21 protein-coding genes and 1 pseudogene are annotated in these 25,118 nt (G+C 48.8%); 7 read left to right on the forward strand and 15 right to left on the reverse strand.

Going from position 1 to position 25,118, the window contains the following annotated elements; translation table 11 throughout:
* The first annotated feature begins 16 nt into the window (after window positions 1–16).
* The 3 genes from ACKX2L_RS04495 to ACKX2L_RS04505 are packed head-to-tail and all read left to right on the forward strand — an operon-like array spanning window position 17 to window position 3,086.
* Window positions 17–1,603: an FAD-dependent oxidoreductase gene (locus ACKX2L_RS04495; RefSeq protein ID WP_497552707.1), complete on the forward strand. Its 1,587-nt coding sequence runs from the start codon at window positions 17–19 to the stop codon at window positions 1,601–1,603.
* 17 nt (window positions 1,604–1,620) lie between these two features.
* Entirely contained in the window at window positions 1,621–1,953 is a 333-nt protein-coding gene (locus tag ACKX2L_RS04500; protein WP_497552708.1) for a (2Fe-2S)-binding protein, read from the forward strand.
* Complete coding sequence (locus ACKX2L_RS04505) at window positions 1,950–3,086, forward strand: NAD(P)/FAD-dependent oxidoreductase (protein WP_497552709.1); 1,137 nt, start codon at window positions 1,950–1,952, stop codon at window positions 3,084–3,086. The genes ACKX2L_RS04500 and ACKX2L_RS04505 overlap by 4 nt, the downstream gene beginning before the upstream one ends.
* A gap of 30 nt (window positions 3,087–3,116) precedes the next feature.
* Here ACKX2L_RS04505 and ACKX2L_RS04510 read toward each other — a convergent pair whose 3' ends face one another.
* Window positions 3,117–3,719, reverse strand: a complete 603-nt coding sequence (locus tag ACKX2L_RS04510; protein WP_497552710.1) for a TMEM175 family protein — start codon at window positions 3,717–3,719, stop codon at window positions 3,117–3,119.
* A gap of 93 nt (window positions 3,720–3,812) precedes the next feature.
* Here ACKX2L_RS04510 and ACKX2L_RS04515 point away from each other — a divergent pair, with 93 nt between their 5' ends.
* Window positions 3,813–4,766 carry an L-lactate dehydrogenase gene (locus tag ACKX2L_RS04515; protein WP_497552711.1) on the forward strand — a complete coding sequence of 318 codons (954 nt, stop codon included), beginning with the start codon at window positions 3,813–3,815 and terminating at the stop codon, window positions 4,764–4,766.
* A gap of 123 nt (window positions 4,767–4,889) precedes the next feature.
* Here the strand turns inward: ACKX2L_RS04515 and ACKX2L_RS04520 are convergent, their stop codons facing one another.
* Complete coding sequence (locus tag ACKX2L_RS04520) at window positions 4,890–5,204, reverse strand: glutaredoxin domain-containing protein (RefSeq protein ID WP_497550429.1); 315 nt, start codon at window positions 5,202–5,204, stop codon at window positions 4,890–4,892.
* Window positions 5,205–5,310: 106 nt separating this feature from the next.
* A complete protein-coding gene (locus ACKX2L_RS04525) occupies window positions 5,311–6,723 on the reverse strand; it encodes an aspartate ammonia-lyase (protein WP_497552712.1) in 1,413 nt (470 codons plus the stop codon).
* A gap of 400 nt (window positions 6,724–7,123) precedes the next feature.
* Between ACKX2L_RS04525 and ACKX2L_RS04530 the strand changes: the two genes are divergently transcribed.
* Window positions 7,124–7,555 (forward strand): Lrp/AsnC family transcriptional regulator, encoded by a 432-nt coding sequence (locus tag ACKX2L_RS04530; protein ID WP_497550565.1) that lies wholly within the window; start codon window positions 7,124–7,126, stop codon window positions 7,553–7,555.
* Window positions 7,556–7,676: 121 nt separating this feature from the next.
* On the opposite strand, the gene ACKX2L_RS04535 is transcribed toward ACKX2L_RS04530, so the two are convergent.
* Window positions 7,677–10,580: an FAD-dependent oxidoreductase gene (locus ACKX2L_RS04535; RefSeq protein WP_497552713.1), complete on the reverse strand. Its 2,904-nt coding sequence runs from the start codon at window positions 10,578–10,580 to the stop codon at window positions 7,677–7,679.
* 294 nt (window positions 10,581–10,874) lie between these two features.
* Between ACKX2L_RS04535 and ACKX2L_RS04540 the strand changes: the two genes are divergently transcribed.
* Entirely contained in the window at window positions 10,875–11,759 is an 885-nt protein-coding gene (locus tag ACKX2L_RS04540) for a YitT family protein (protein ID WP_497552714.1), read from the forward strand.
* Between the two features lie 177 nt (window positions 11,760–11,936).
* On the opposite strand, the gene eno is transcribed toward ACKX2L_RS04540, so the two are convergent.
* The 3 genes from eno to pflB form a co-directional block, all read right to left on the reverse strand.
* Window positions 11,937–13,283 (reverse strand): phosphopyruvate hydratase, encoded by a 1,347-nt coding sequence (eno, locus tag ACKX2L_RS04545; protein ID WP_497552715.1) that lies wholly within the window; start codon window positions 13,281–13,283, stop codon window positions 11,937–11,939.
* Between the two features lie 220 nt (window positions 13,284–13,503).
* Entirely contained in the window at window positions 13,504–14,253 is a 750-nt protein-coding gene (pflA, locus tag ACKX2L_RS04550) for a pyruvate formate-lyase-activating protein (protein WP_497552716.1), read from the reverse strand.
* 4 nt (window positions 14,254–14,257) lie between these two features.
* Window positions 14,258–16,531 carry a formate C-acetyltransferase gene (gene pflB / locus ACKX2L_RS04555; protein WP_497552717.1) on the reverse strand — a complete coding sequence of 758 codons (2,274 nt, stop codon included), beginning with the start codon at window positions 16,529–16,531 and terminating at the stop codon, window positions 14,258–14,260.
* A 289-nt stretch (window positions 16,532–16,820) separates the two neighbouring features.
* Here pflB and ACKX2L_RS04560 point away from each other — a divergent pair.
* Window positions 16,821–17,018 (forward strand): annotated as a pseudogene (locus ACKX2L_RS04560) (cupin domain-containing protein); the annotation flags it as partial.
* A gap of 172 nt (window positions 17,019–17,190) precedes the next feature.
* Here ACKX2L_RS04560 and ACKX2L_RS04565 read toward each other — a convergent pair.
* From ACKX2L_RS04565 to asrC, 8 genes are all read right to left on the reverse strand, one after another.
* A complete protein-coding gene (locus tag ACKX2L_RS04565) occupies window positions 17,191–17,703 on the reverse strand; it encodes a ferritin (protein WP_497550436.1) in 513 nt (170 codons plus the stop codon).
* 474 nt (window positions 17,704–18,177) lie between these two features.
* Complete coding sequence (locus tag ACKX2L_RS04570) at window positions 18,178–19,143, reverse strand: 3-hydroxyacyl-CoA dehydrogenase (RefSeq protein ID WP_497552718.1); 966 nt, start codon at window positions 19,141–19,143, stop codon at window positions 18,178–18,180.
* A 150-nt stretch (window positions 19,144–19,293) separates the two neighbouring features.
* On the reverse strand, window positions 19,294–20,271 hold the full coding sequence (bsh, locus tag ACKX2L_RS04575) for a choloylglycine hydrolase (protein ID WP_497552758.1): 978 nt from the start codon (window positions 20,269–20,271) through the stop codon (window positions 19,294–19,296).
* Between the two features lie 22 nt (window positions 20,272–20,293).
* On the reverse strand, window positions 20,294–21,859 hold the full coding sequence (gene cobA, locus ACKX2L_RS04580) for a uroporphyrinogen-III C-methyltransferase (protein WP_497552719.1): 1,566 nt from the start codon (window positions 21,857–21,859) through the stop codon (window positions 20,294–20,296).
* A 2-nt stretch (window positions 21,860–21,861) separates the two neighbouring features.
* On the reverse strand, window positions 21,862–22,701 hold the full coding sequence (gene hemC, locus ACKX2L_RS04585) for a hydroxymethylbilane synthase (protein ID WP_497552720.1): 840 nt from the start codon (window positions 22,699–22,701) through the stop codon (window positions 21,862–21,864).
* Window positions 22,698–23,339, reverse strand: coding sequence for a precorrin-2 dehydrogenase/sirohydrochlorin ferrochelatase family protein (locus tag ACKX2L_RS04590; RefSeq protein WP_497552721.1), 642 nt, complete (start codon window positions 23,337–23,339; stop codon window positions 22,698–22,700). Before ACKX2L_RS04590 ends, hemC begins: the two co-directional genes overlap by 4 nt.
* Window positions 23,336–23,932, reverse strand: coding sequence for a biotin transporter BioY (locus ACKX2L_RS04595; protein WP_497552722.1), 597 nt, complete (start codon window positions 23,930–23,932; stop codon window positions 23,336–23,338). Before ACKX2L_RS04595 ends, ACKX2L_RS04590 begins: the two co-directional genes overlap by 4 nt.
* A gap of 124 nt (window positions 23,933–24,056) precedes the next feature.
* The gene (gene asrC / locus ACKX2L_RS04600; protein ID WP_497552723.1) at window positions 24,057–25,109 is read right to left on the reverse strand and encodes a sulfite reductase subunit C; all 1,053 of its coding nucleotides are present in this window, start codon (window positions 25,107–25,109) and stop codon (window positions 24,057–24,059) included.
* Window positions 25,110–25,118: the final 9 nt, after the last annotated feature.

Genomic DNA, 25,118 nt, shown 5'->3' on the forward strand with positions numbered 1-25,118 from the left:
ACCGGAGGAGTAAGAAATGAAAATAGAAAGATTTGACCTCATTATCGTCGGCGCCGGTCCTTCCGGATTATCCGCTGCCATTGAAGCAGCAAAACGCGGAATGAATGTTGTCGTTTTCGATGAGAACGCCCGCCCCGGCGGCCAGCTCTTCAAGCAGATCCACAAATTCTTCGGATCCAAGGAACACAAGGCCAAGATCCGCGGTTTCCACATCGGCGAACAACTCCTCAAAGAAGCCAGCCAAGCCGGAGTCAAAGTCGAACTCAATGCCACCGTCATCGGACTCTACCAGGATCGGGAAGTTGTTGTCCGCATGGGAGATGAAGTCCATCATTTCAAAGGTGACGCCATTATCATCGCAACCGGAGCAGCCGAAAACATGGTCCTCTTCGATGGCTGGAATCTGCCGGGCGTCATGGGTGCAGGCGCTGCCCAGACCCTTTTGAACCTCTACGGCGTCAAGCCGGGCGAGAAGATCCTCATGCTTGGCACCGGAAATGTAGGCCTCGTTGTTTCTTTCCAGCTCATCCAGTGCGGATGTGATGTCGTAGCCCTGGTCGATGCTGCTCCTAAGATCGGCGGGTACGGCGTCCATGCGGCAAAGGTTGCCCGCACCAATGTTCCCTTCTATCTCTCCCACACGATCAAAAAAGTCGAGGGTGAGGACCATGTCACAGGCGTTACCATCGGAGAAATTGATGATAAGTTCCAGTTCATCGAGGGGACAGACAAGCACTTCGATGTCGATACGGTCTGTGTCGCCGTCGGTCTCTCTCCCATGTCTCAGCTTTTGAAGATGGCCGGATGCAAGATGGAGGATGATCCCAGGCGCGGAGGTCAGGTGCCGATCATCGGAGACTATGGGGAGACTTCTGTTCCCGGTATCTATTCCGCAGGTGATGTTTCCGGTATTGAAGAGGCCTCTTCTGCTATGATCGAAGGCCGGATGTCCGGGATCGCAGCCGCTGAATACCTGGGATTCATTGATAAAGAAGAAAAGGAAGCGGAAATTAAAAAACTCGAATCTTCCCTGGATTCCCTCCGTCAGGGGATGTTTGCTCCAAAGAACCGGGGCAAAGAGATCACCAAAACGGAAGAAGGGATTGATCTGTCACAAAGTCTCTTACGCAAGGGTTATGTTTCCGATGATGAAATCGAGCGTTTTCCGGGCGTGATCCACAAGGTCGGTGTCCATCCGGTTCTGGAATGCACACAAAACATCCCATGTAACCCATGTCAGGACGCCTGCAGTCAGGGCTGCATTTCCATCGGCAACAATATCACCTCCCTTCCCATCTCAGTGGCAGATAAGAAATGCATTAATTGCGGTCTCTGTGTAGCTTCCTGCCCGGGCCAGGCGATTTTTTTGATCGATGAGGATAGCGGAGACGGAAAAGCTACCATCACCCTTCCCTACGAGTTCATGCCTCTGCCGCCAGTCGGCTGCAAGGGAAAAGCCTTGGGGCGTGACGGACATGTCGTATGTGATGCAGAAGTGGAAAAGGTTCGTACCGGCAAGGCTTATGACAGTACCGCCCTGCTTACCATCTCTGTCCCGAAGGAATTTGCCATGAAGGCAAGATTCTTTCAAGCCGCAGTATAAAGTCAGGAGGAAAGAAGATGAGTGAATTCAGTAACAGATCGAGAGATATCGGTGACTTCGTTCCCATGCCTGACGATGATATGATCGTCTGCCGATGCGAAGAAGTTACCAAAGGAGAAATTCGAAAGGCCGTACATGAAGGCTTATGGACCATTGCAGAGATCCGCCGCTACTTAAGATGCGGCATGGGGCTTTGCCAGGGCCAGACATGTGCGAAACTGGTCAAGGGCATCGTGGCAAGGGAACTGACATGTTCTCCGGCCCTCCTGGAGCCGGCAAGTTCCAGAGCTCCCATGAGACCCACAGAAATGCATGTTTACGCAGATGAGACGGAGGAGACGGATCTATGATGACAAGTGATGTAATAATTATCGGTGCCGGTATCATTGGAAATGCCTGTGCCTATTATCTGGCAAAACGAGGATATCATGTGATCGTTCTTGAGAAGTCTGACATCATCGGAGATGGCGGATCCAGCAGAAATGGAGGTGGCGTCCGTCAGTCCGGCCGTGATCCGAGAGAGCTTCCTCTTGCCATGTATGGCATTGAGCATCTCTGGCCGACACTTTCCGACGAACTTGGATATGATGTGGAATATCACAAAAAGGGGAATCTCCGTCTCGGAAAGACAGAAGCACACTTGAAGACCTTGAAAAAACTGGCGGACAGCGCCAGTGTCTGCGGACTCGACGTTCGGATGATCGACGGCGATGAAGTCCGAAGGATCAACCCCTACCTTTCCGAAGAAGTCATCGGAGCCAGCTGGTGTCCGACCGACGGTCATGCCAACCCTCTGAAGGCGACACTTGCCTACTATATGGCGGCAAGACGGTTGGGGGTTACATTTATCACAGGAGAAGATGTAAAGGAGATCAGAAAGATCCGGGGCAGAGCCAGACAAGTCGTTACCCGGACAGATACTTACGAAGGCGATCATATCGTCCTCGCCGCAGGTATGGCATCCCGTGCTATCGCCGGTACGATCGGGATCGACATTCCTATGGTCCAAAAGCTGATTGAATGCCTGGTCACCGAGGCAGAGCCGAAGATGTTCGAGCAGATGCTCGGCACGGCAGAGGCCGACTTCTACGGCCATCAGACCGACCATGGTTCTTTCGTTATCGGCGGTTCCACCGGTTTTGAGCTCTATAAGAAGGATAACGGAAGGCCCGTAAATTACAGCGACACGGTTCCCTGTATCTGCCGGGGCATCATCCGTTATATCCCATTATTGAAGGATGCCAAGATCGTTCGGGCCTGGGCAGGCTGGTCGGATAATATGAAGGACGGTGTCCCGGTCATTGATACGGTCAGCGAAGTACCCGGCCTGATCCTGGCCTGCGGTTTCACCGGACACGGCTTCGGCATTGCCCCGGGCGTCGGCACCGTCGTATCCCAGCTGGTTTCCGGCGAAGAACCGGTCTGCGACATCTCGGGTCTGAAATATGACAGGTTCTACGCCAAGGATATCAAAACAGCGTGAAGGTAACGGAAGAGGACCTGGGAAAATGGCTTACAAATGGCCCCCATTCCTCCTCTTCTTCAGGGAGATCCTGCCTGCGATCATCCATGTTGCCGCTAAGAGTATGCCGATTTCTACCAGCTGCGGATAGAAGATCATACCCAGGACGAAGCCTGCGATCTTGATCCCCAGGTCGATTCGAAGACTCTTCTCGGCAAGTGCGATATAACTGCAGGCATTTCCGCCCTGATTGTCATGATTCAGGCTGACATAGAGCCAATAGAGGTTCCATGTGGTAATAATGATCACAAGGCCATAAGCACCCTGAGCCACCCGTTTGTCGTTCCATTTGATCAATAGACTTGTCATATAAGGCAGAAAGGAAGCCCAGAAAAGAAGAAAAATCGAGATCCAGACCGTTCTCTGGGACACCTTCTCGATTCGATCCCAGGCAATATGAAGGGCCGTCCACATAGAAGCCAGCCAAAAGAAGCTGATGGCATAGGACAAATAGCCCCGCCAGAGGCCTAAGAATGCCCGAAGCGTAGGCTGGCTTGGCCGGTCCAGTTCCAGAATCAGTATGGTCATAATAATTGCAATAATGGCATCCATGAAGGCGCCCAATCGGTCTTTATCAAAAAACAGTTTCTTCATCTCATACACCCAAAGGATCCTTTCAAATTAGGTCCACCCTTTCATCCATAAATGTATTATAATAGTAACCGTTTTGAAAGGAAGAAAGAAACTATGAGTTTTAAAGAATCAAAAGTTGTTATCGTTGGCTGCGGCAATGTCGGAAGCACAACCGCGTATACCATCATCAATCAGGGTCTGGCAGAAGAAGTCGTCCTCATTGATGTCAATCAGGACAAAGCCTATGCAGAAGCGCTCGATATGGCGCATTCCATCTATTTTATGAACCGGAATATCAATGTTCATGCCGGAGATTACAAAGACTGCAAGGATGCGGATATCGTCATCATCACAGCTTCTGCTCCCATGCCGAAGGATTCCAACAACCGGCTGAAGATGCTGGCACCCAGTATTAAAATCATGAAGAGCATTGTAAACTCTGTCATGGAAAACGGTTTTAACGGAATCTTCCTCATCGTTTCCAATCCGGTAGACATCATGACCTATCTGGTTTACAAGATGTCCGGTCTGCCGAAGAACCAGGTCATCGGATCCGGCACCACATTGGATTCTGCCCGTCTCTGCTTCGAGCTTGCCAACATGTATGGTCTGGATTCGAAGAGTGTATCGGCCTATGTGTGCGGCGAACACGGCGACAGCGAGATCGTATCCTGGCACTCTGCCGTGATCGGAGGCAAGTCCGTAGAAAATGTCATGTCCGACAATCCCGACCGGACCAGAAATATCACCCGTGAGGATCTGCAAAAGCAGACCATTCAGGCAGGATGGGAGATCTTCAGCCGTAAGGGCAACACCTGTTATGGCATCGCCGCCTCTTCCGCTGCGATCTGTAAGTCCATTCTCTTCAATGAGAACCATATCTATCCTGTTACAGTCGGTCTGAGTGGTCAATATGGAATCGAAAAGGCCTGGCTTTCTGTTCCAACGATTATTGACCGGACCGGTGCCAGGGAAATCGTAGAGATCCGCCTGGATGCAGAGGAAGAAAAGGCCTTGAAGAAGTCGGCAGAGCTTCTTGAATCCTTCTATGGAGATCTGGGGCTCTAAAAAAGGGACTCACAGCACTCACATAACTCACATAACCCACATATAGAAAAAGGGATTCCTTCTAATATGAAAAAAGAAGGAATCCTTTTTTATCTGATGTTTTATCTGATTTTTTCTGATTTTTTAACAGCCCTGTTTTCCATTCTTGTGATCGGCAATGGAGCAGGACGGCGTATTCGGATCATATTCCTTCAAGCCGACCTTGGCAGGATCCAGAGTAATGCTGCCGTCTTCCAGAACAAAAGCTGGAATACCGATATCTCCAATTTCCTTACTATGGTCGAATTCCGGCCGATTGTCTCTTAGATCCATGAAGGCATGCATATACTTTACATGGCTTCCGATATCAATGTAATGAAACTCATCCTCTCTGCCCTTGATCTGTTCCTTGACATAGTCACAGTAAGGACAGGTTTTTAATCCATAGATCGTAATCATATTATTTTTCCTCTCGAAATAAACTTATTTCTCAACCAATCATACCACAGGCCAAAAGAATCATCGATGATTTCGGTCTATATTTTATAAAACTTTTAGAGACTTTTCAGACTGCCTTCCGGACTGCTTTTGGATCTTTCATACCGGTCAGGGCCCAGGGATCCAGAATCCCTTCCAATTCACTCTCCGTCATGATGCCTTCCGAAAGGACAATTTCTCGAACGGATCGATCTTCACGAACCGACTGCTTGGCGATCTCTGCTGACTTCTTATAGCCGATATAAGGGGACAGTGCTGTTGCAATACCGGCGCTGCTTTCCATCAGTGTCCTGCAGCGCTCCTTGTCAGCTGTAATTCCCGTGATGCAGTGATCTGTCAAGGTTCGGACCGCTCCGGTCATGGCTTCCATGGATTCAAAGAGATTGTAGAAGGCCACCGGTTCAAAGGCATTGAGTTCCATCTGTCCGGCCTCTGCTGCCATCGATATGGTAAGGTCATGCCCTGCAACCAGGAAGGCTACCTGGTTTACAACCTCGGGAATGACCGGATTCACTTTGCCCGGCATGATGGATGAACCGTTCTGTCTGGCAGGAAGGTGGATCTCAGCCAGGCCGGTCTTGGGACCGGAGGAAAGGAGACGGAGATCGTTGCACATCTTGGAGAGGTCGAGGGCGCATGTCTTCAGGGCACCGGAAACAGCCACGAAGCCATCCAGATTTTCGGTTGCATCGAACAGGTCTTCCGCCTGGCGAAGCGCATAGCCGGACAGATCCGATAGACAGGGAACAACATGATTCAGATAGCGGTCTGACGTATTGATCGCCGTTCCGATCGCCGTTCCGCCGAGGTTTACGGTCAGCATCTCACGGCTTATTGTATGCAGTCTCTTATGATCCCTTCGAACCATGACAGCCCATGCATGAAAACTCTGGCCCAGTCGCATGGGAACCGCATCCTGCAGCTGGGTCCGTCCCATCTTGATCACATCATCGAATTCTTTTGCCTTGTCCATGAGGGCATCTTCCAGACGGACCAGTTCGTATTCCAGCGGTCTCAAGAGATCCAGAACCGTAAGCTTTCCGGCTGTCGGGATGACATCATTGGTGGACTGGGCCATGTTCACGTGGTCATTGGGATGAACCATGGAATAGTCCCCCTTTTTCGCTCCCAGGAGTTCACAGGCCCGGTTTGCGATGACCTCATTCATATTCATATTGGCACTGGTTCCGGCGCCGCCCTGGATCGCATCCACAAGGAAGGCCTCCCGGAACTTGCCCTCCATGACTTCGTCACTGGCTGTTATTATGGCATCCGCCTTCGCAGCATCCAATTCCCCGGCTCTCTTATTGGTCATCGCAGCAGCTTTCTTGATCATGGCCAGATTCTTTAAGAAAGTGGGATTCATTGTATGACCTGTAATCTGAAAATTTTCCTGCGCTCTAAGGGACTGGACACCATAGTAGGCGCTTTCGGGTAATGCTTTCGTTCCAATTGAATCAGATTCCAAACGTGTTCTCATTGTGGGTCCTCACTTTCCAGTAACTATCATTTGCGGTACAACTGTAAATCTTTCTCACCGGATTTATCAGGATTTCTTATCGACCGCTTTGCTTTATGGTGGAAGAATACCCCTCTTTTTTTCGTTTGTAAATATTATTAAGTGAATGCTGATAAAATTATTGATTTTTCTATTTTCTTTCTTATAATATTTAAATATAAACCACTTTTGCTTTATAATATTAATCTTTATGAAGTTGCCTGGTAATTTATGCTATAAGTACAGCTTATGAATAAAGGAGGATTTAAGAATGCGAAGTGAAAAGAAGGCAAGAGAGAAAGAAGACAGTACAAAAGATTCCTTTTCCGATCGGATGCCGTCTCCGGAATCCGATAAAAAAACAGACCCGGATGAAAAAGAGCTGGATCCGATTGACCGGAAAATCATTCGTATCCTCTTAAAAAACGCCCGAACACCCATCAAGGAAATCGCCGGACAGGTCTTCCTTTCCTCCCCGGCGGTATCTGCCCGGATCGATAAGCTAGAGAAAGCCGGTATCCTGCGTGGATTTCACGCCGAGGTCGACTACCGGCATTTCGGATATCACATCAAGGCCTTCATTAATCTCGAAGTTGCTCCCGATCAGAAGCAGGAATTTTATCCCTATATTCAGGGAATTGACAACGTCATTGAGTGCAACTGCGTCACCGGCGATTATTCCATGTTAATAGAAACCGTCTTTCAGTCGACCGAACAGTTGGATCACTTTATCAATGAACTCCAGCATTTCGGGAAGACCAAGACACTCATCGCCTTCTCGACCTCAGTAGAACACCGGGATGTGCCAATCTGAAAGTCCTTTTCCAGAGCTCACTTACTTATCAACCGAAAAAAACACAAAAAAGACCCCATCTGCCAGCCATATCCTGCCTGACAAATGAGGTCTTTTCTTCATACTTCTTACTTCTTACATATTACTGTTTGCAATTTTCTTCCATAGGAACTGCATTTCCCGTGTTGGGGTGTGCCTTGTTGAATTCCTTGTTCTTATTGAATTCGCGGCGTTTCTCTCTCATGATCTTCGCTTCCTCGGAACCGGAGTTCTTCAGGATCCGGAAGGCTCTCTTCATGGCATAAGGCACCAGACCCTTGATCTTATCCTCTGCAAAGCGCATATCGGTATTTTCCGGATGATCCCTGTAGAGATGAATCGCATCGAATTTGCAGCGGGTCGTACAGATACCGCATCCAATGCACTTATTCGGATCTACAACAGATGCACCACAGGCGAGACAGCGGCTGCATTCCGTATGTACCTCTTCCTCGGTCAGTGTGCCATGCATATCCCGGAAGGGGTCTGATCCCTCAGGGCCATCCTTGGCCTCCTGCCTGCCGGCCGTATCATAGGAATCAATCAGGAGATCCTCCTTGTCCAGTTCCAGATAATGATGCCGGTCTCTTCCAATGGTCATGGAAGCATTCCACTGCACATAACGGTTGAGAGAATCTGCTGCATAATGGCCTTCTGCAATGGCATCGATGACAAATTTAGGCCCTGTCAAAACGTCTCCTCCGACGAAAATATCCGGATCCGTCGTCTGGAAAGTCAATTCATCCGCCTGCGGATAATTGCCATGATGGAAGCTGACTGTCCGTCCATCGAGAAGTCCGCCCCACTCAATGGCCTGTCCAATGGCAAAAACGATATGACGGCAGGAGATCTCACTGGTCCGGCTCTCATCGTAAAGCGGTGAGAAGCGACCGGTCTCAGGATCGATGGTTCTTGTACACATCTTGAATACGATGCCGGAAACCTGCTTCTTATCATCGACAAGGACTTCCTTCGGACCCCATCCGTTTAAGATCTCGATATGATCATCCAATGTCTCCTGAATTTCTGCCTTGCTGGCCGGCATTTCATCTCTCTGCTCAAGAGAAACCATGGTGACATGACTTGCTCCGCGCTTGATTGCATTTCGGGCACAGTCAACCGCTACGTTACCACCGCCGACAACAACGACATCGCCTTCGATTGCAGGATGTCCCTCTGCCATAGATTTCTGCAGATAATGAACCGCAACATCTGTACCCAAAGCATCGTCATTCGAAACACCGGGACGACGTCCGCCCTGACAGCCGATGGCGATATAGAAAGCCTGGAAGCCTTGCTCCTTCAATTCCTGCAGGGTAATATCCTTACCGACTTCCACGCCGCAGCGGATCTCCACGCCCAGTTTCTCAATGATCTCGATCTCTTTGGCAATGACATCCTTCTCCAATTTGTAAGAAGGAATTCCATACGTCATCATGCCGCCCGCCTTCTCGTGTTTCTCGAAGACCACCGGAGAATAGCCCATAAGGGCCAGATAATATGCACAGGACAGACCTGCAGGGCCGGCGCCGATGATTGCGATCTTCTGATCGAACTTTCCTGTTACGGATGCAACCGCCTTCTTTGGAATGTAGGGCGTATCCAGAGCCAGATCATAATCTGCCACGAATTTCTTTACAGCGTCAATGGAGACCGCCTCATCGATCGTTCCTCTGGTGCAGGCTGTCTCACATCTCTTATTGCAGACTCTTCCGCAGACTGCCGGGAAGGGATTCATGGTCTTAATCAATGCAAGCGCTTCTTCATACTTGCCTTCCTTGGCCTTCTGGAGATAGCCCTGAACCGGAACATGCGCCGGGCAGGCTGCCTTACAGGGAGAGGATCCGGTCGGCCAGCTGTTATACATTCTTGCCGTATCCCGGTAGTTCTCATCCCAGGCATATTTTCCCCAATGAATGGCATCGGGAAGAATGGACTTTGGATATTCCGGCAGACTTCCATCCTTTTTGCAAAGCTTCTGACCGAGCTTTACCGCGCCGGCCGGGCAGGCTTCCACACAGAGGCCGCAGGCAACACAGTTTTCCGGCGTGGTCTTTGCGGTATAAGCACTCTTTGAAAGATTTGGTGTATTGAAAAGCATGCTGGTCCGAAGGGCATTACAGATCTTTACATCACAGTTACAGATATCAAAAATATGGTTCTCCCCGTCGATATTGGTGATCTGATGAACGAAACCGTTCTCCTCTGCCTTCTTACAGATCTCGATGGCTTCTTCCTTGGTGATATAGTGGCCTCTCTTGGTCTCGACCGTATAATCAGCCATATCGCCGACCTGGATACACCAGTCATTGTAATCATCGGCACAGCCTTCCCCAAGTGTCGCACGGGAATAACGGCAGGAGCAGATTCCGGCAGAAATATGTCCATCATATTTATTCAGCCAATAGGAGATATGCTCGAGATCGACCGATTCCTGAGATACGTCCAGAGCTTCCTCCACCGGGATGACATGCATGCCGATGCCATCCCCTCCTGGAGGCACCAGCTGAGTAATCCCAGCCAGAGGATCGAAGGTCATCCGTTCAAAAGCCGATGCCACCGGCGGATTCTTATCGACACGGTCTTTGGAAGAGTTGAAGAGTTCTCCCACGCCGGGTACGAAATAAGGAATCCTCCAACGCTGAATCCTCGGTTTCCCTTCGATCGGGCCATTGTGATCATAACAGTCCGAATAATCATATTCGAGAATACCGACATAACTCATCTGGTAGAGAAGATCCTTCAGATCTTTTTCACTATAGTCCGGATTCATTTTCTGTAATTCTTCGAAGGTATAGAACTTCCGAAGTTTCATCTTATTGGCGACAAGGGCCATCTCATGGCTGATGACTTCCTTCAGACCCCAATATTCCGCATCTTCTGTTGTAATCCCTTTGATCTTATGAGGGACACAGTCCGTGATCTTCCTGGCAAGCTTTGCGATCTCTGGATCCTTCTCGGCTTCCCCCTGATACTTAGACCGCACGGCCTTGTACTGTTCTGGCATAGCTCATTCCTTTCTTCATCGGATGAAAATCAGAGCAATTTCTGAAGAAAATTGCTCATCCGATTGATATAAATTGATTCTGTTATAAATTTAACATAATGTCTATCAAATTTCACTAAGAAAATCCGCCAGCCATACAAGAAAAACGTTGAATTTAACAAAGCAGACTCCGTAACAGCTTACATTAGATATGATAATATGGTGATGCATAAAAAACTGCTTCCGGTAAATGATCCTTTTTATGATTTTGTTCGGACAAAAGATGCGAAATAAGTCAGGAATTCGAGGTGTCACATGAACCTGCAAGATGAATTATATGTACCAGCCAGACCCTTAACCATGCGAAATGTCGGCATGATTCTCTTTGGGACCACGCTCTTTTCCCTGTCTGTCAACCTCTTTCTCCAGCCGCTGGATCTCTATGCCGGAGGCATTGTCGGTCTGTCGAATCTCTTCCGAACCCTCTTTCTCCCATCCATGTCAAAAACCCTTGCCGGTATGATCAATCTGTGTCTGAACATTCCCCTCTTCATTCTGGCATGGAAAACCATGAAGAAAAAGATGCTGATTGGAACCTTCCTTTCCATTCTTGTCCAGACTATTCTCATGTCCCTGGTTCCGATACCAAAGACTCCAATCCTGGATGACAAACTTGCCGGCCTGGTGATCAGCGGTGTGGTCGGAGGCATCGGCTGCGGCATGATCCTGTCCAATGGCGGAAGCGCCGGCGGTCTGGATCTGCTTGGGGTCTTTATCGCATCCCGTAACCGAAAGTTCTCTGTCGGTACTTTTGAGACAGCCTTCAATGCCGTCCTCTATCTGGTCTGCGCCATTCTCTTCTCTGTGCCGACAGCCTTGTATTCCATCCTCTATATCATCTGCTTCTCCCTGGCAATTGACCGCTTTCACTATCAGAATATTGAAATCGAACTGGTCATCTTCACCCATCATCCGGAAGTCGAAGATATTATCCTGAAAAAGTATGTGCGGGGTGTCACCAAATGGAAGGGCGTCGGCGCCTATACCAACAAGGACACCCATGTCCTTGTGACTGTTCTTGCCAAAAATGAAGTTAATTTTGTCAAGCGGGATATCCTGGAAATCGACCCCAAAGCCTTTATCATCGAGCATGGCAGTACCAATGTCACCGGAGGCTATCAGAAACGATTGGATAATTAATACGGAGTGATTTCAAGGAAGACAGGAATGTCTTTCTTGATCCGAAAAAACAATTGAAAAGAGACCGGAGCACTCGCTCCAGTCTCTTTTTGTGTTTCTTAGCCTTCCAGTCTGCATGAAGTCTGATTCTCTTCTGAGTCAGATCGAAAGAGAAGTTTGCTTGTCCATCTGAAATGCTCAACCCTGCAGAGCCTTGACATTGTAGAATGCCTTCTTGCCCTTATACTGTGCAACTGCTCCCAGATCTTCTTCGATCCGCATCAGCTGATTGTACTTTGCAATACGATCCGTACGGCTCATAGAACCGGTCTTGATCTGACCTGCATTGGTTGCAACAACCAGATCTGCAATGGTCGTATCCTCAGACTCGCCGGAACGGTGGGAAACAATAGCTGTATAGCCCGCTTCCTTCGCCATCTCGATTGCATCGAAGGTTTCGGTCAGAGTACCGATCTGGTTTACCTTGATCAATACGGCATTGGCAGCACCAAGCTCTATGCCCTTACGGATGAAGGTGGTATTGGTAACGAAGAGATCATCGCCGACCAGCTGGATCTTGTCACCCAGGCGCTTGGTCAGTTCTACCCAGCCGTCCCAGTCATTCTCAGCAAGACCGTCTTCCAGGGAAATCAGAGGGTACTTATCGACCCATTTCTCATAGAGTTCGATCATTTCGGCAGAAGTCTTCTCGCCCTCACCGGACCGCTTCAGGATATAACGGTTCTTGTCAGCATCATAGAATTCCGAAGAAGCTGCATCCATGGCAAAAGCTACATCCTTACCGGGCTCGTAGCCTGCTTCTTTTACGGCTTCGAGCATCAGTTCCAGAGGGCCTTCATTTCCAAGCGTCTCTAAGGGTCCCTTGCCTCCCGGAATACAGGACGGAGCATAGCCGCCTTCATCACCGACTGCGGTATTATAGCCATACTTCTGAAGGACCTTTTTTAAGGTATGGAAAACCTCGGAGCCGATGCGGACGGCTTCTCGCACATTGGCTGCGCCAACCGGCATGATCATGTATTCCTGGCAGTCTGCAGAGGAATCTGCATGCTTTCCGCCATTTAAGACATTCATCATGGGAACCGGGAGGACCTTGCCATTCGGGCCGCCCAGGTATTTGTAAAGAGGAAGTCCGACGGAATCTGCTGCAGCATGGGCTACGGCAAGAGATACTGCCAGTGTCGCATTGGCACCGAGGTTGGACTTGAACTCCGTTCCATCCAGATCCAGCATGGCTTTGTCAATGCCTGCCTGATTAAAGACATCCATACCGATGATTGCCGGAGCAATCTTCTCATTGACATTGGCAACTGCCTTTAAAACGCCGGTTCCATGATATACTTTCTGATCGCCGTCGCGAAGCTCCAGAGCCTCTCTCTCACCGGTAGATGCTCCCGAAGGAACGATGGCTTTGCCATAGGATCCGGACTCCGTCTCAACTTCACACTCTACGGTAGGATTTCCTCTGGAATCCAGGACCTGGCGTGCATATACTCTTGCAATCGGATCATCGTATCTTCTCATAGATAAAATCTCCTTTTCTATTGCTTTGTCAAATTCTTACTCATATTTTCTGTCATTTCTCCTGACAAGATAAGTATATCAAACCGAAGTTATATTATCTATGCGCATTTTGTCCGTATTGTATATCGGCTCTCAAGGAAAATGTTGGATTTCCTACAGATTTTTGATCTTTGAAAAGGAAAAAGAGCCCCCGGGTTACCAGAGGCTCTTTCCTTCGCCATTAAAAGGCGCCTAAAATTTCTTTTGCTTTTTTCAGCTCTTCCGCGGTCGGCGGATTCACATCTTTTAGTGTATAGGGAATCCCGAGCTCTTCATACTTGAAAATTCCAAGGGTATGATAGGGGAGCACTTCCACTCTTTCCACTGTTTTCAAGCCGTCGATAAACTTTCGAAGAGCCTTAAGCTCCTTTTCATCCGTTGTAATACCCGGAACCAGGACATGACGGATCCACATGGGAATTCCAATGTCAGACAGATAGTTCGCGCAGTCCAGAATATTTGCATTGCTGTGACCGGTCAGTTTCTTGTGCTCTTCCTCAAAAATCTGTTTGATGTCCAGCATGACAAGGTCTGTATTTTCCATCAATTGGTTGAATTTCGAGAAAAAAGGCTCCTGTCTGGTGAAGGGTCCTGCTGAAGTATCCAGGCAGGTATTGATTCCCCTCTCGTGGCATTTACGGAATAATTCGATCAAAAAGTCGATCTGGAGAAGAGCTTCTCCGCCGCTTACGGTAATACCACCGTCTTTGCCCCAATAGGGCTTGTAGCGGAGAGCTTTCTCTATGACTTCGTCTGCGCTCATCAAGGTCGGCTTCGTCTTTTTCGTACCGGCAGGATCCCAGGTGTCCGGATTGTGGCAGTAGCGGCAACGGAAATTGCAGCCCTGAAGAAAGAGCACAAATCGGATTCCTGGTCCGTCAACGGAGCCAAAGCTTTCCAGCGAATGAACGCGTGCTAATACTTCTCCCATCGGATTACATATGGCTGTGGAAGGTACGGTTCAGGACATCGAGCTGCTGCTTTCTCGTCAGATCGATGAACTTGACTGCATATCCGGATACACGGATGGTGAAGTTTGCGTACTCAGGCTTTTCCGGATGCTCCATAGCGTCCTCAAGCTTCTCTCTGCCGAAGACATTGACGTTCAGATGATGAGCGCCCTGGTCGAAGTAACCGTCAAGGATGTTGACAAGCTTGTCGGTTCTCTCTTCCTCGTCATGGCCAAGGGAATCCGGAGTCATCGTCTGCGTATTGGAAATACCATCCAGAGAATACTCGTAAGGAAGCTTTGCTACGGAGTTCAGAGATGCCAGAAGGCCGTTCTGCTCAGCGCCGTATGCAGGGTTTGCACCAGGTGCGAAAGGAGTGAATGCCTTACGTCCGTCCGGAGTAGCACCGGTAGCCTCACCGTAAACAACGTTCGAGGTAATGGTAAGAATGGATGTGGTCGCATCGGAATCTCTGTAGGTATGGAACTTTCTGAGCTTTCTCATGAAAGTCTTCAGAAGGTTCACTGCGATCTCATCTGCGCGCGGGTCGTCATTTCCATACTTGGGGAAATCTCCCTCGATCTTGAAATCTGTGGTAACACCCTCTTCATCACGAATTGCGGTTACCTTGGCATACTTGATTGCAGACAGGGAATCTACTACATGTGAGAATCCTGCGATACCGGTTGCGAAGGTACGGCGAACCTCGGTATCGATCAGAGACATCTCTGCAGACTCATAGTAGTACTTGTCATGCATATAGTGGATCAGGTCAAGGATATTGACATATAATCCAGCCAGCCAGTCCAGAGTCAGATCATACTTGTGAACAACCTCATCATAGTCAAGGACATCGGAGGTCATCGGTGCGAGTTCAGGTCCTACCTGCATATGATGACCCTCTTTGTCTCTGAACTTCTCATCCTTACCGCTGTTCAGGGAGTAGAGAAGAGCCTTTGCCAGGTTGGCACGGGCACCGAAGAACTGCATTTCCTTACCGGTCTGGGTAGCGGATACGCAGCAGCAGATGCTGTAGTCATCGCCCCATACAGGCTTCATGACATCATCGTTCTCGTACTGGATGGAAGAAGTATCTACAGAGATCTTTGCCGCATACTTCTTGAAGTTCTCAGGAAGATCGCTGCTGAAGAGAACGGTCAGGTTGGGCTCAGGTGCAGGTCCCATGTTCTCAAGAGTATGAAGGAAACGGTAATCGTTCTTGGTTACCATGCTGCGTCCGTCCATACCGATACCTGCAACTTCCAGGGTTGCCCATACCGGGTCGCCGGAGAAGAGCTCGTTATAGGAAGGAATACGTGCGAACTTGACCATACGGAACTTCATAACAAGATGATCGATCAGCTCCTGAGCTTCCTTCTCTGTGATCAGACCCTTCTTTAAGTCTCTGCTGATATAGATATCAAGGAAGGTGGAGATACGTCCGACGGACATCGCTGCACCGTTCTGCTGCTTGATTGCGGAGAGATATCCGAAATACAGCCACTGAACAGCTTCCCTGGCGGTCTTTGCAGGCTTGGAGATATCGTAGCCATAGGACTCAGCCAGCTTCTTCATCTTCTTTAAAGCCTTGATCTGCTCGGCAACTTCTTCTCTTAAACGAACAACCTTACCGGTCATCATATCGTTGTGTCCGATGTCGTCCTTGTCGGCCTGCTTCTTCTCGATCAGATAATCAATACCGTAGAGAGCTACTCTTCTGTAGTCGCCGACGATACGTCCTCTGCCGTAGGTATCCGGAAGTCCGGTTACAATGTGGCAGTGACGTGCTGTAATCATCTCCGGTGTGTAGGCATCGAATACTGCCTCGTTGTGTGTCTTGTGATATTTTGTAAAAATCTCATGAAGAGCCGGATTCGGTGTATAACCATAAGTGGTCAGAGCTTCCTCTGCCATACGGATACCACCATACGGCATGAAGGCACGCTTCAGAGGCTTATCGGTCTGAAGTCCGACAACCTGCTCATCATCCTTCATGGAATCATCAATATAAGCCGGGCCATAAGCGTCGATATCGGAAACAACGTCGGTCTCCATATCCAGAACGCCGCCCTTTGCACGCTCTGCCTTCTGCAGTTCCTGCAGCTTTCCCCAGAGTCTGTTGGTGCGCTCTGTCGGTCCCTCAAGGAAACTCTCGTCTCCATCATACGGAGTGTAGTTCTTCTGGATGAAATCACGAACATTCACTTCGTCATTCCAGTGGCCGGCTGTAAAGCCCTCCCATGCATCAAAATTTGTCATCACGACCTCCAATCGTAAAAGTGGGTTGATTTGGTTGGTAATGGCATGTCCTGCCCGAAAGTTAGAAGCATCTAACTAACTCTCCCGTAAGTATCATACGTGATGGAACAAGGCTTCGTCAATCGAATTTCTGTACTTTTCAGGACGCAAAAAGCTTCCGGACGTTCTGAATCAGGAACAATCAGAAAACCTGTACAAATGGTCATTTTTCAGGCTTTCCGGCCGCTTTAGCATACAAAAGTTTTTTGACAGATCTGCTATGGCTGACTACAGAATCATTCCAAAAAAAGAAGGTGCCGGCCTTTCTGAGCATGCGGCACCCGGCGAAGCAATCATCTTCGCACTGGACGGCGAAGGCGTGATCGGATATGAGGGTGTCGATCATCCGATCACGGCAGGCGAAAACTTCCATTTTGCCAAGGGCGGTTTGCATTCCGTCAAGGCCACGAAGAAGTTCAAGATGGCTCTGCTTCTGACTCTTGAGTAAAGAAAAGAATGCCTCTGCCAGTGAATCGCTGAGGTCTATATTTCCCTCCGGAACGATATATCAGATATAAAAACAGCCTCCCGATCAGAAGAATCCCCATGGATTCCTCAATTGGGAGGCTGTTGTATTCTCATTTATTAATGATCAGCAGATTTGACAGAGCCTGAATGCGTTAGAGTACCAGGCTCGGTGCAGTATAGACTCTGGCCAGAAGCTCCTGGTTCAGTGCATAGAGACCCTTTGGATCCTTGCCGAAGAGCTCATATTTCTTGATCAGGTCATCGGCGTTCTTCTCTTCCTCGCCCTGCTCCTTAACAAACCAGTCAAAGCACTGCATGGTACGATAGTCATGAACGTCATTTGCAGCCTTATAAATGGTATTGATCAGGGAAGTAACATACTGCTCATGCTTTAAGCCAAGCTTTAAAGGGCTTTCTGCATCCTCGTAAACGGCATCCGGCTGATCGACAGCGGTAAAGCTTACATGCTCGCCGTTGTTAATCAGATACTGACGCATCAGCATAGCATGATCGCGCTCTTCCTGAGCCTGGATGTCATACCAGTGGGCGAATCCGTCCAATCCCAGATCGTTATAATAATTGGAAAAATCCAGATACAGATATGCGGAATAGAATTCCTTATTGATCTGTGTGTTAATTAAGTCTTTTACTTTCTGATCCAACATAGATTTCCTCCTTTGACCGGCCTAGTGCCGGCAGAAAATAATAATGTCAGTTTCCGCAGGGCCCGTTCCCTTTCCTGATTGATCAGGTACAGGACAGCCTGCGTTTTTATTATAACCTCCTGGCTGTAAAATGCCACCGGGTCTGGATTAAGTTTTTCTTAAGATTTAAGCTTCTGAATTGCGAGCGCTTCTATATCAGCGTGGCTTTTATCACGGACGGCGGCGTGGAATCTCTGATTGGCATATTGGACATTTTCTTTTTGCACCTTTCTTTCCTCTGTCATGGTTTTCTGCCGCTATATCAACTTTGTCTGCGAGGTCTGTTTTTATTAAAAAATCACAAAAAAAGAGCGCCTCTTCTTCCTTCTAAGACCTGACGGAAAAAGATGACGCCCTTCTGGAGGACTACCCGGTGGCAGCCCTCCGACGTTTCCTTTCTTGGATTGATTCACAGTCTGGCAGATTTTCGAGTCATTATTTCTTCGTGTAATCGTAGAACCCCTTGCCGCTGTTGACTCCGCCTTCGCCCTTGTCGAGCTTTTCCTTCAGCATGGTGCTGATCTTATAATAAACGGAATTTTCATCCTTGGCCTCGGGTTTCATCGAAACAATGTCATAGCAGGTCTTCAAGCCCACGATATCCATGATCTGGAAAGGTCCTGCCGGTGCACTGGTGGCAAGCTTCCATGTGAGATCTATGGTTTCCGGATCAGCTACGCCTTTGGCCCAGAGCATCTCTGCAGATTCCAGGAAAGGAACCAGCATGGAATTTAAGATATAGCCCGGCTGCTCCTTATGTAGAACCAGAGGAATCATATTGATATCCTTTGCAAAAGCAACAACCGCTTCTATCGTCTCCTTGGCCGTTCCCGGATGTCCCATGATTTCTGCTGTGTTGGACTTCCAGATCTCATTGGCAAAATGAAGAGAGCAGAACTTCTCCGGCCGGCCGGTATACTTGGCAAACATGCTGGGCAGAAGGGTCGAGGAATTGGTGCAGAGAATGGTCTTCTCCGGCATCAGATCCTTCATCCTGGTGAAGATATCGATCTTCTGTGCAGGATCCTCTGTCATTGCCTCGATCACAATATCCGCATTCTTCAGAGCCTCTGCCATATCCAAGGTGATATGCAAGAGTTCCTTCTGATTCTTCTCCCACTGAGCCTTACATGCATCGATGCTCTCAGCAGTTGCGGATTTCCAGTCAGTTACCAGTCCTCTCGGATAGAGATAAGCGCCCATGGGATTTCCGAGTAATGCTTTGGCCTGATCCAGAGCCTTTGTCATCTCCTGGCTGTAATGGTCGAGTTTGGGCTGAGTTCGTCCAATCGAGCCCTCGCTTCGAAGCCAGAAAGTTACATGATGACCGGTATAAGCCGCCATCAGACCGATCTGCGTACCAAGAACACCGCCCCCGATAATCGTTACATTTGGATACATAGCACACCTCCTATACTGTGTAAGATGTAGATCAGCTGTCAGTAACATGGTGCTTTTCTCCGCATTATATCTGATAACGCAGAAATATAAACCATGCTTACAGAACACATTCTACACGAAGAGCCGGCTGATTGCCATAGAAAAAGTGGCTCAGTTGACCCGATGAATGGCCTGCTTTGTGGCCAGGGGATAAGAAGCCAGCCTATCTCCATCCAGATTCTCGTGATGCATATCGACCGCATTGATCTGGCTGTTGTCATAGGTACGGTAATAGTAGATACCGCGGTCCATATTACAGCAGGAAGAATAGATCGTGATCTCATATTTCCCATCTCCCAGGTCGCAGCAGCCTCTCTGCTGCTCAACCGAGCCTAAGATGTGGAAAAACTGACTGACAGAGGAGTCTTCATCCTCTGGAGAAACAGAGTTCAGCTTGGTAAAAGCAACCTTGACAAAGCGCGATCCGGAGGAGAGATCTCCCGGGAGACCGATACCGCCCATGCCACGGCTGTAGGGAGAAAGCTCTAGTCCCTTGGCAAACGTATTCATAGAAGGGCCGGCTGAGACGCTGCGATAATCATTCAAGCGAAAGAGCTGCTTGTCAAAGGTCGGATTATTGGTCATGACGCCCACCGGATTTTCATAAATATGCAAGCCGTCACGCACCGACTCCACAACAAGCGATCCCGTCTGATCCGCGATCATCCAGTGAAGCGGGGTAATGGGAAGGTCCTTACTGAAAGGAATATTGACAATGCAGATCCGGTCCAGAAGGGTCCTCGCCTCTTTCAGATCCTTACATTGCGAGAGGATCCAGGCAATGAACTCGAAAGGAGCAATATGATCCTTCCCATCCGAAACCGGCTCCGGGAAGTATCCGTTGCCGGGGAAATTTAAACCGGCCATGGAAAGACCATATTCATTCGTCGCATCATAGTAGAGCGGGAAATTGTCGCAGACAAAAGCCATGCCGATCATGGAATAATGACTGTTTAGGGTCTTCTCTTTCCGAAAGGGAATCGGAAAATTCCGCGGCATGATCGTTACCGACTCCTGATAGGAAAACTCCAGATCCAGATTGCGGCCGAAATAGTGATCTTTGGTCTGATACGTTGCACAAGTACACATCATCTGCTCCTTTCCAAGGGGATCATTCCCCTGCATCGCGAACCAGGGCACGAACAATGCCCTCTACCGTATAGGTATCTGCCATGATTATAGCTTCTTTGGAAAGACTTCGAAAGGTCTTGGCAGTCACTTTTCCAATACAGATGAATCGGCTTTCTTCCTTCTCTTGATCTACATTTTCTACATTTGAAAAAAAGGCACGAACCGAGGCGGAGCTTCCGAAGATCACATAAGAATAATCCCGGTCTTTGGGTATCTGACTTTCATCAACTACCGTTTCATAGATTCCCGGATCATCATATGGGATCCCGTGTTCTTCCAGGATACGGTTCAGATCCCTGGAGCCTTCCCGGGCACGTAAGATCAGAAGGCGAGCCGGTCTTCCAGGAAGGTCTTTTTTCTTCCTACCCTTCTCAGAAAAATCAGTTTCATCAATATCTTTTCTCTGAATATCGTCCACCAATTTCTCTGCCAGAGACCGGGAAGTAAAATCATCCGGAATCAGATCCGCCCGGATTCCAAAGGAATGCAGGGTCCGGGCCGTCCCGCTTCCGATGACCGAAAACTTAGCAGACATCATTTCCCGGATATCGCGATCTTCGTCCATTAACATCTGGAAAAAGATCCGGACACCGTTGGAACTCGTGAAAACGATATGACTATAGCGAGAAAGATCCGGAAGCCTGATTTCTCTTTTCCGAATCTTCAAAACAGGATATGTATCCACCCGGCAGCCGAGATCCATCAATTGATCTCTGACTTTTTCTGTGAAAGACAGACTACCAAGAACAGCCACGGATTTTCCGGACAAGGGAGAAATTTTGAATTTTCCTGCATCCGACGGATCGATCCGGTCCAAAAGGCTCTCCTCCCCATCCGAAAAGGCATAGGCCGCATTTTCCCCAATCACAAGGACCGCCGGCGTCTCCGCCTGGCTTGCCTTATCTGCAATATCAGAAAGTGTTCCGTCAATCCTTTTCTCATCCTTTGTAAAGCCTCTGGACACAATGGAAGCCGGCGTTTCCGGGTCTTTCCCATATTTGATCAATTGTCCTGTGATTTCCCGGCAAGATCCAAGTCCCATAAGAAAAATCAGCGTTCCCCGCAAATCTGCCAATGAGGAATAATCGACTTCATTACCCTCTGCCCTATGTCCGGTGATCACCGTAAAAGAATCTGCACTCCCCCGATGAGTGACCGGGATCCCGACCGATTCCGGAACGGCAATACAGGAACTGACGCCGGGCACTGCCGTACAGGAAATCCCCCGCTCCTTTAGATAGAGATATTCCTCTCCGCCCCGGCCGAAGACAAAGGGATCTCCTCCCTTCAGGCGAACTACCGAAAGGCCTTGACCGGCCAGCTCATACAGTTTTTGATTGATCTCTTCCTGACTTGCACTTCTTCGTCCGCATCTCTTCCCCATATAGATGAGTCTGCAGGAATCTTTCGCATAAGAAAGCAAGTCCTCGTCGATCAGATCGTCATAGAGGATGGCATCCGCCTGTCGGATCAAATCCAGACCGCGAAGCGTGATCAGTCCCTTCCCGCAGCCGGCGCCAACCAGATATACCTGCCCTTTTTTCATAGTTAAAACCTCATGACCCGATCTGCCAGTCTCTTACAAAGTTTCGGATAGTCCTTATAATATCCGCTGATCTTCTCCTTTTTCGTAAGATAGAGCGCGTATAAAGTGATCCGATCCCCATCGATGATCGCATGAGCGCCAACCGGCATGGAGCAATCCGCCCGAAGAAGGCCGAAGAGATATCGTTCCGGAAGAAACCGCTTCATCGTGTCCTCATCATTGATATGAGCCAGTATCTCCCGGGTCTCTTTGTCATCTTCCCGGCATTCCATGGCAATGATGCCCTGGCCGCAGGCCGGCACCATTTCCTCTGCCGACAGCTTTTTTACCCGGAAAGAAGTAAGACTGATCCCCAGGCGGTCAATTCCGGCTTTGGCAATAACGATGGCGTCATATTCCCCGTCTTTTAGTTTCTGAAGCCTGGTCTCTACATTTCCCCGTAAGCCTTTGATCTTGGCATTCGGGAAAAGCCGCCTTAACTCAGCCTCCCGTCTGGCACTGCCGGTGCCGATAACAAGCGGTCTGTCCTTTCTCATAACCAGAAGGTCTGCCGGATCCGCAGCCGGCATAACGGCGCCGATCACCATACCTTCCCGCAGATCATAGGGGAGATCCTTTGCACTATGGACAGCGATCTCGGCCTGTTTTCGTGCGAGAACTTCTTCGATTTCGCGAATGAAGAGGCCGCTTCCGCCGATCTCCTTCAAAGCCCTGGACTGATCCAGGTCGCCGCGCGTATGGATCACCTGAACTTCTGTCGAGATTCCTTCCTCCTGTAATTTTTCCGATACGATTTCATCCTGCCTTAGAGACAGCCTGCTTCCTCTCGAAGCTATGATCATTCGATTTCCTCCTGACAGATCTTCCTGACCAGATCCGTAACTTCCTCCTGCTTTGGGATCTCCTGAAAAGAAAGGAGGTCCGCCAGTAATTTCCGATAGACTCTTGCCCTTTCTTTCTGTCCAAAGTCCGGATAAAGGGATGGCAGGGTCTTTCGCGCCGCGAGCATAATGTCCAGAATTTCTTCAATATGGTCCGGCAAGTTCCGATCGATCTCATTTTTCAGCATGGCAGCATAACTTGGCGATGCGCCGTCGGTCGAGATCGCTACCGTAAGATGCCCTCTTTTCAGAATCGCCGGAAAGAAGAAGGTACAGTTCTCAGGGTCATCGACAGCATTGACCGGGATCCCTTTCTTCCGGCAGAGAAGACTGACATGACGGTTCAACTCCCGATTGCCGGTCGCCGAAATCACACAATCGTACTGATCGAGGTCCTGATCCTCGAAGGGTCTTTTTTCATATCGGATTCGTCCTTCCTCTGCCATTTTAGAAATATAAATCAAAGCCTTCGGAGCCACAACTGTAATTTGATCTGTAAACGAAGTAAGGCGGCTAATCTTACCGGCCGCCACTTCTCCGCCTCCTATCACAAGGAAGCGCATCTCTGTAATATCATAAAAAAAAGGAAATAATTTCAACGCATGCTCTCTTTCATCCTGGAAAACAAAGGAGCCACTTTACAAGCCACATAAGATCCCACACCGGCAATCACCGCATCAACCCAGGCAGTACTGAGAAACCAGACGGACATCAGTTCCTTGAAGCCGATTGGCTGTGCACTCTTTAAAAGGACATTGCTAAGCAGAGCAAAATACAGAAGGCCGAAGAAATAATAGGACAGCATTCCGATCTCACCGGCTATCAGATAAGCCTTCAGATCTTTTTTTCGAAAATGGTTGAGAATGGTCCCGGACAGCCAGGCTGTCGAAGCAAAACCAAGCAGAAAGCCATAGGTCGGACGCAGGATGTATGCCATCCCGCCGCCATGAGCATAAACGGGGACACCAAGAAGGCCCAGGAAGAGATATACCAGGAGACTGATCAAGCCGTTCCTCGGTCCGAGTAAAAGACCTGTGATCACCGCAAACATGATCTGAAGCGATATGGTAACACCACTTCCGATTGGAAGCACAATATTGATCTTAGCGCCAACAAACATCAATGCAACAAACATGGCACAATAGCTCAGATCCCTGGTTCCAAATTTACTTTTTGCTGCTTTGCCTTGCATTTCTCATTACTCCTTTTTCACTCATCCATATTCTAATGCAGCAATGCTTATGTTTAAAAACAGCGCAAGAGCTGCCTTGCGCTGTTTTATTATACACACATTGTTCTCTCCTCCGAGATATTTTTTATTTCTTCGGATCCTGCTTGGAAAAGTCAGTTACGATCGTGCCGTCTGCATGATACTTCTGATTTCCAAAATACTTATTATGAGCATATTCGATACCATTCCAGTTCAAAGGCGTATAAACCTCCGCGATCTCAGGAAGATGGACATCCTTTAATGCCCAGCGCAGGTATTCTTCCGTACCGGTCCGATCAACGATATAACCGATATGCTCCTTACCACCGGGAGAATCCGGATTGATATAATGGCGGACATACTCATAGGTGTTCTTAATGATCTGGATGACACTGTCTTCATCCGCCCATTTGATGAAATCCACACCCATCCGGGGATTCTTCTTACCTGTCCTGCCGAGAAGAGTGATTCGAAAGTACTTCTTATCACTTCTGGTCCAGGCAAGGTTCGGGCAGGCATTGATACATTCGCCACAGCCGATGCACTTATAACTGTCACGTTCCGGACGGAAATGCACCTTGGTCAGAGCGTCCACAGACTTGGAACGGCAGGCCTTGATGCAGGCGCCGCAGCTGATACAGCGTTCCGGATCCAGCTGGGGTTCGGTCATACCCATGATACCGATATCACCCATACGAACCTTCTGGCAGTCATTGGGACATCCGGTCAGAACGATCTTCACATGCAGATCGTCCGGGAAGATGACCTTCTCGATCTTCTGAGCCAGAGCCGTAGTATCATAGCAGGCATAAGGACATACACGGTTTCCGACGCAGGCAGAGACATTTCTGGTACCTGAAGCCGGATATCCCTCTCCACGTTCTCTTCCGGTCTGATTGACCCCGGTGCCGTCAATAATTTCCTGCAGAGCCTGATTGACCTCGGGAATCTTCTCGAAAGGAATGCCCGGAATTTCAAATCCCTGGCGAGAGGTCAAATTGACCGTTCCGTTTCCATAGGTCTCTGCGATTTCTTGAATCTTTCCGAGATACTCTGCCTTCAAAAGGCCTCCCGGTACACGAATTCTGGATGATGTTACTCCGCGTACTTTGGTGACACGGAATGCATTCTTTTTCAGATCTTTTGTATTGATATCCATGTCCACCTC

The sequence above is a fragment of the Porcibacter vitabionis genome (genome assembly GCF_046263795.1).
Lineage (GTDB): Bacteria > Bacillota > Clostridia > Lachnospirales > Lachnospiraceae > Lachnocurva.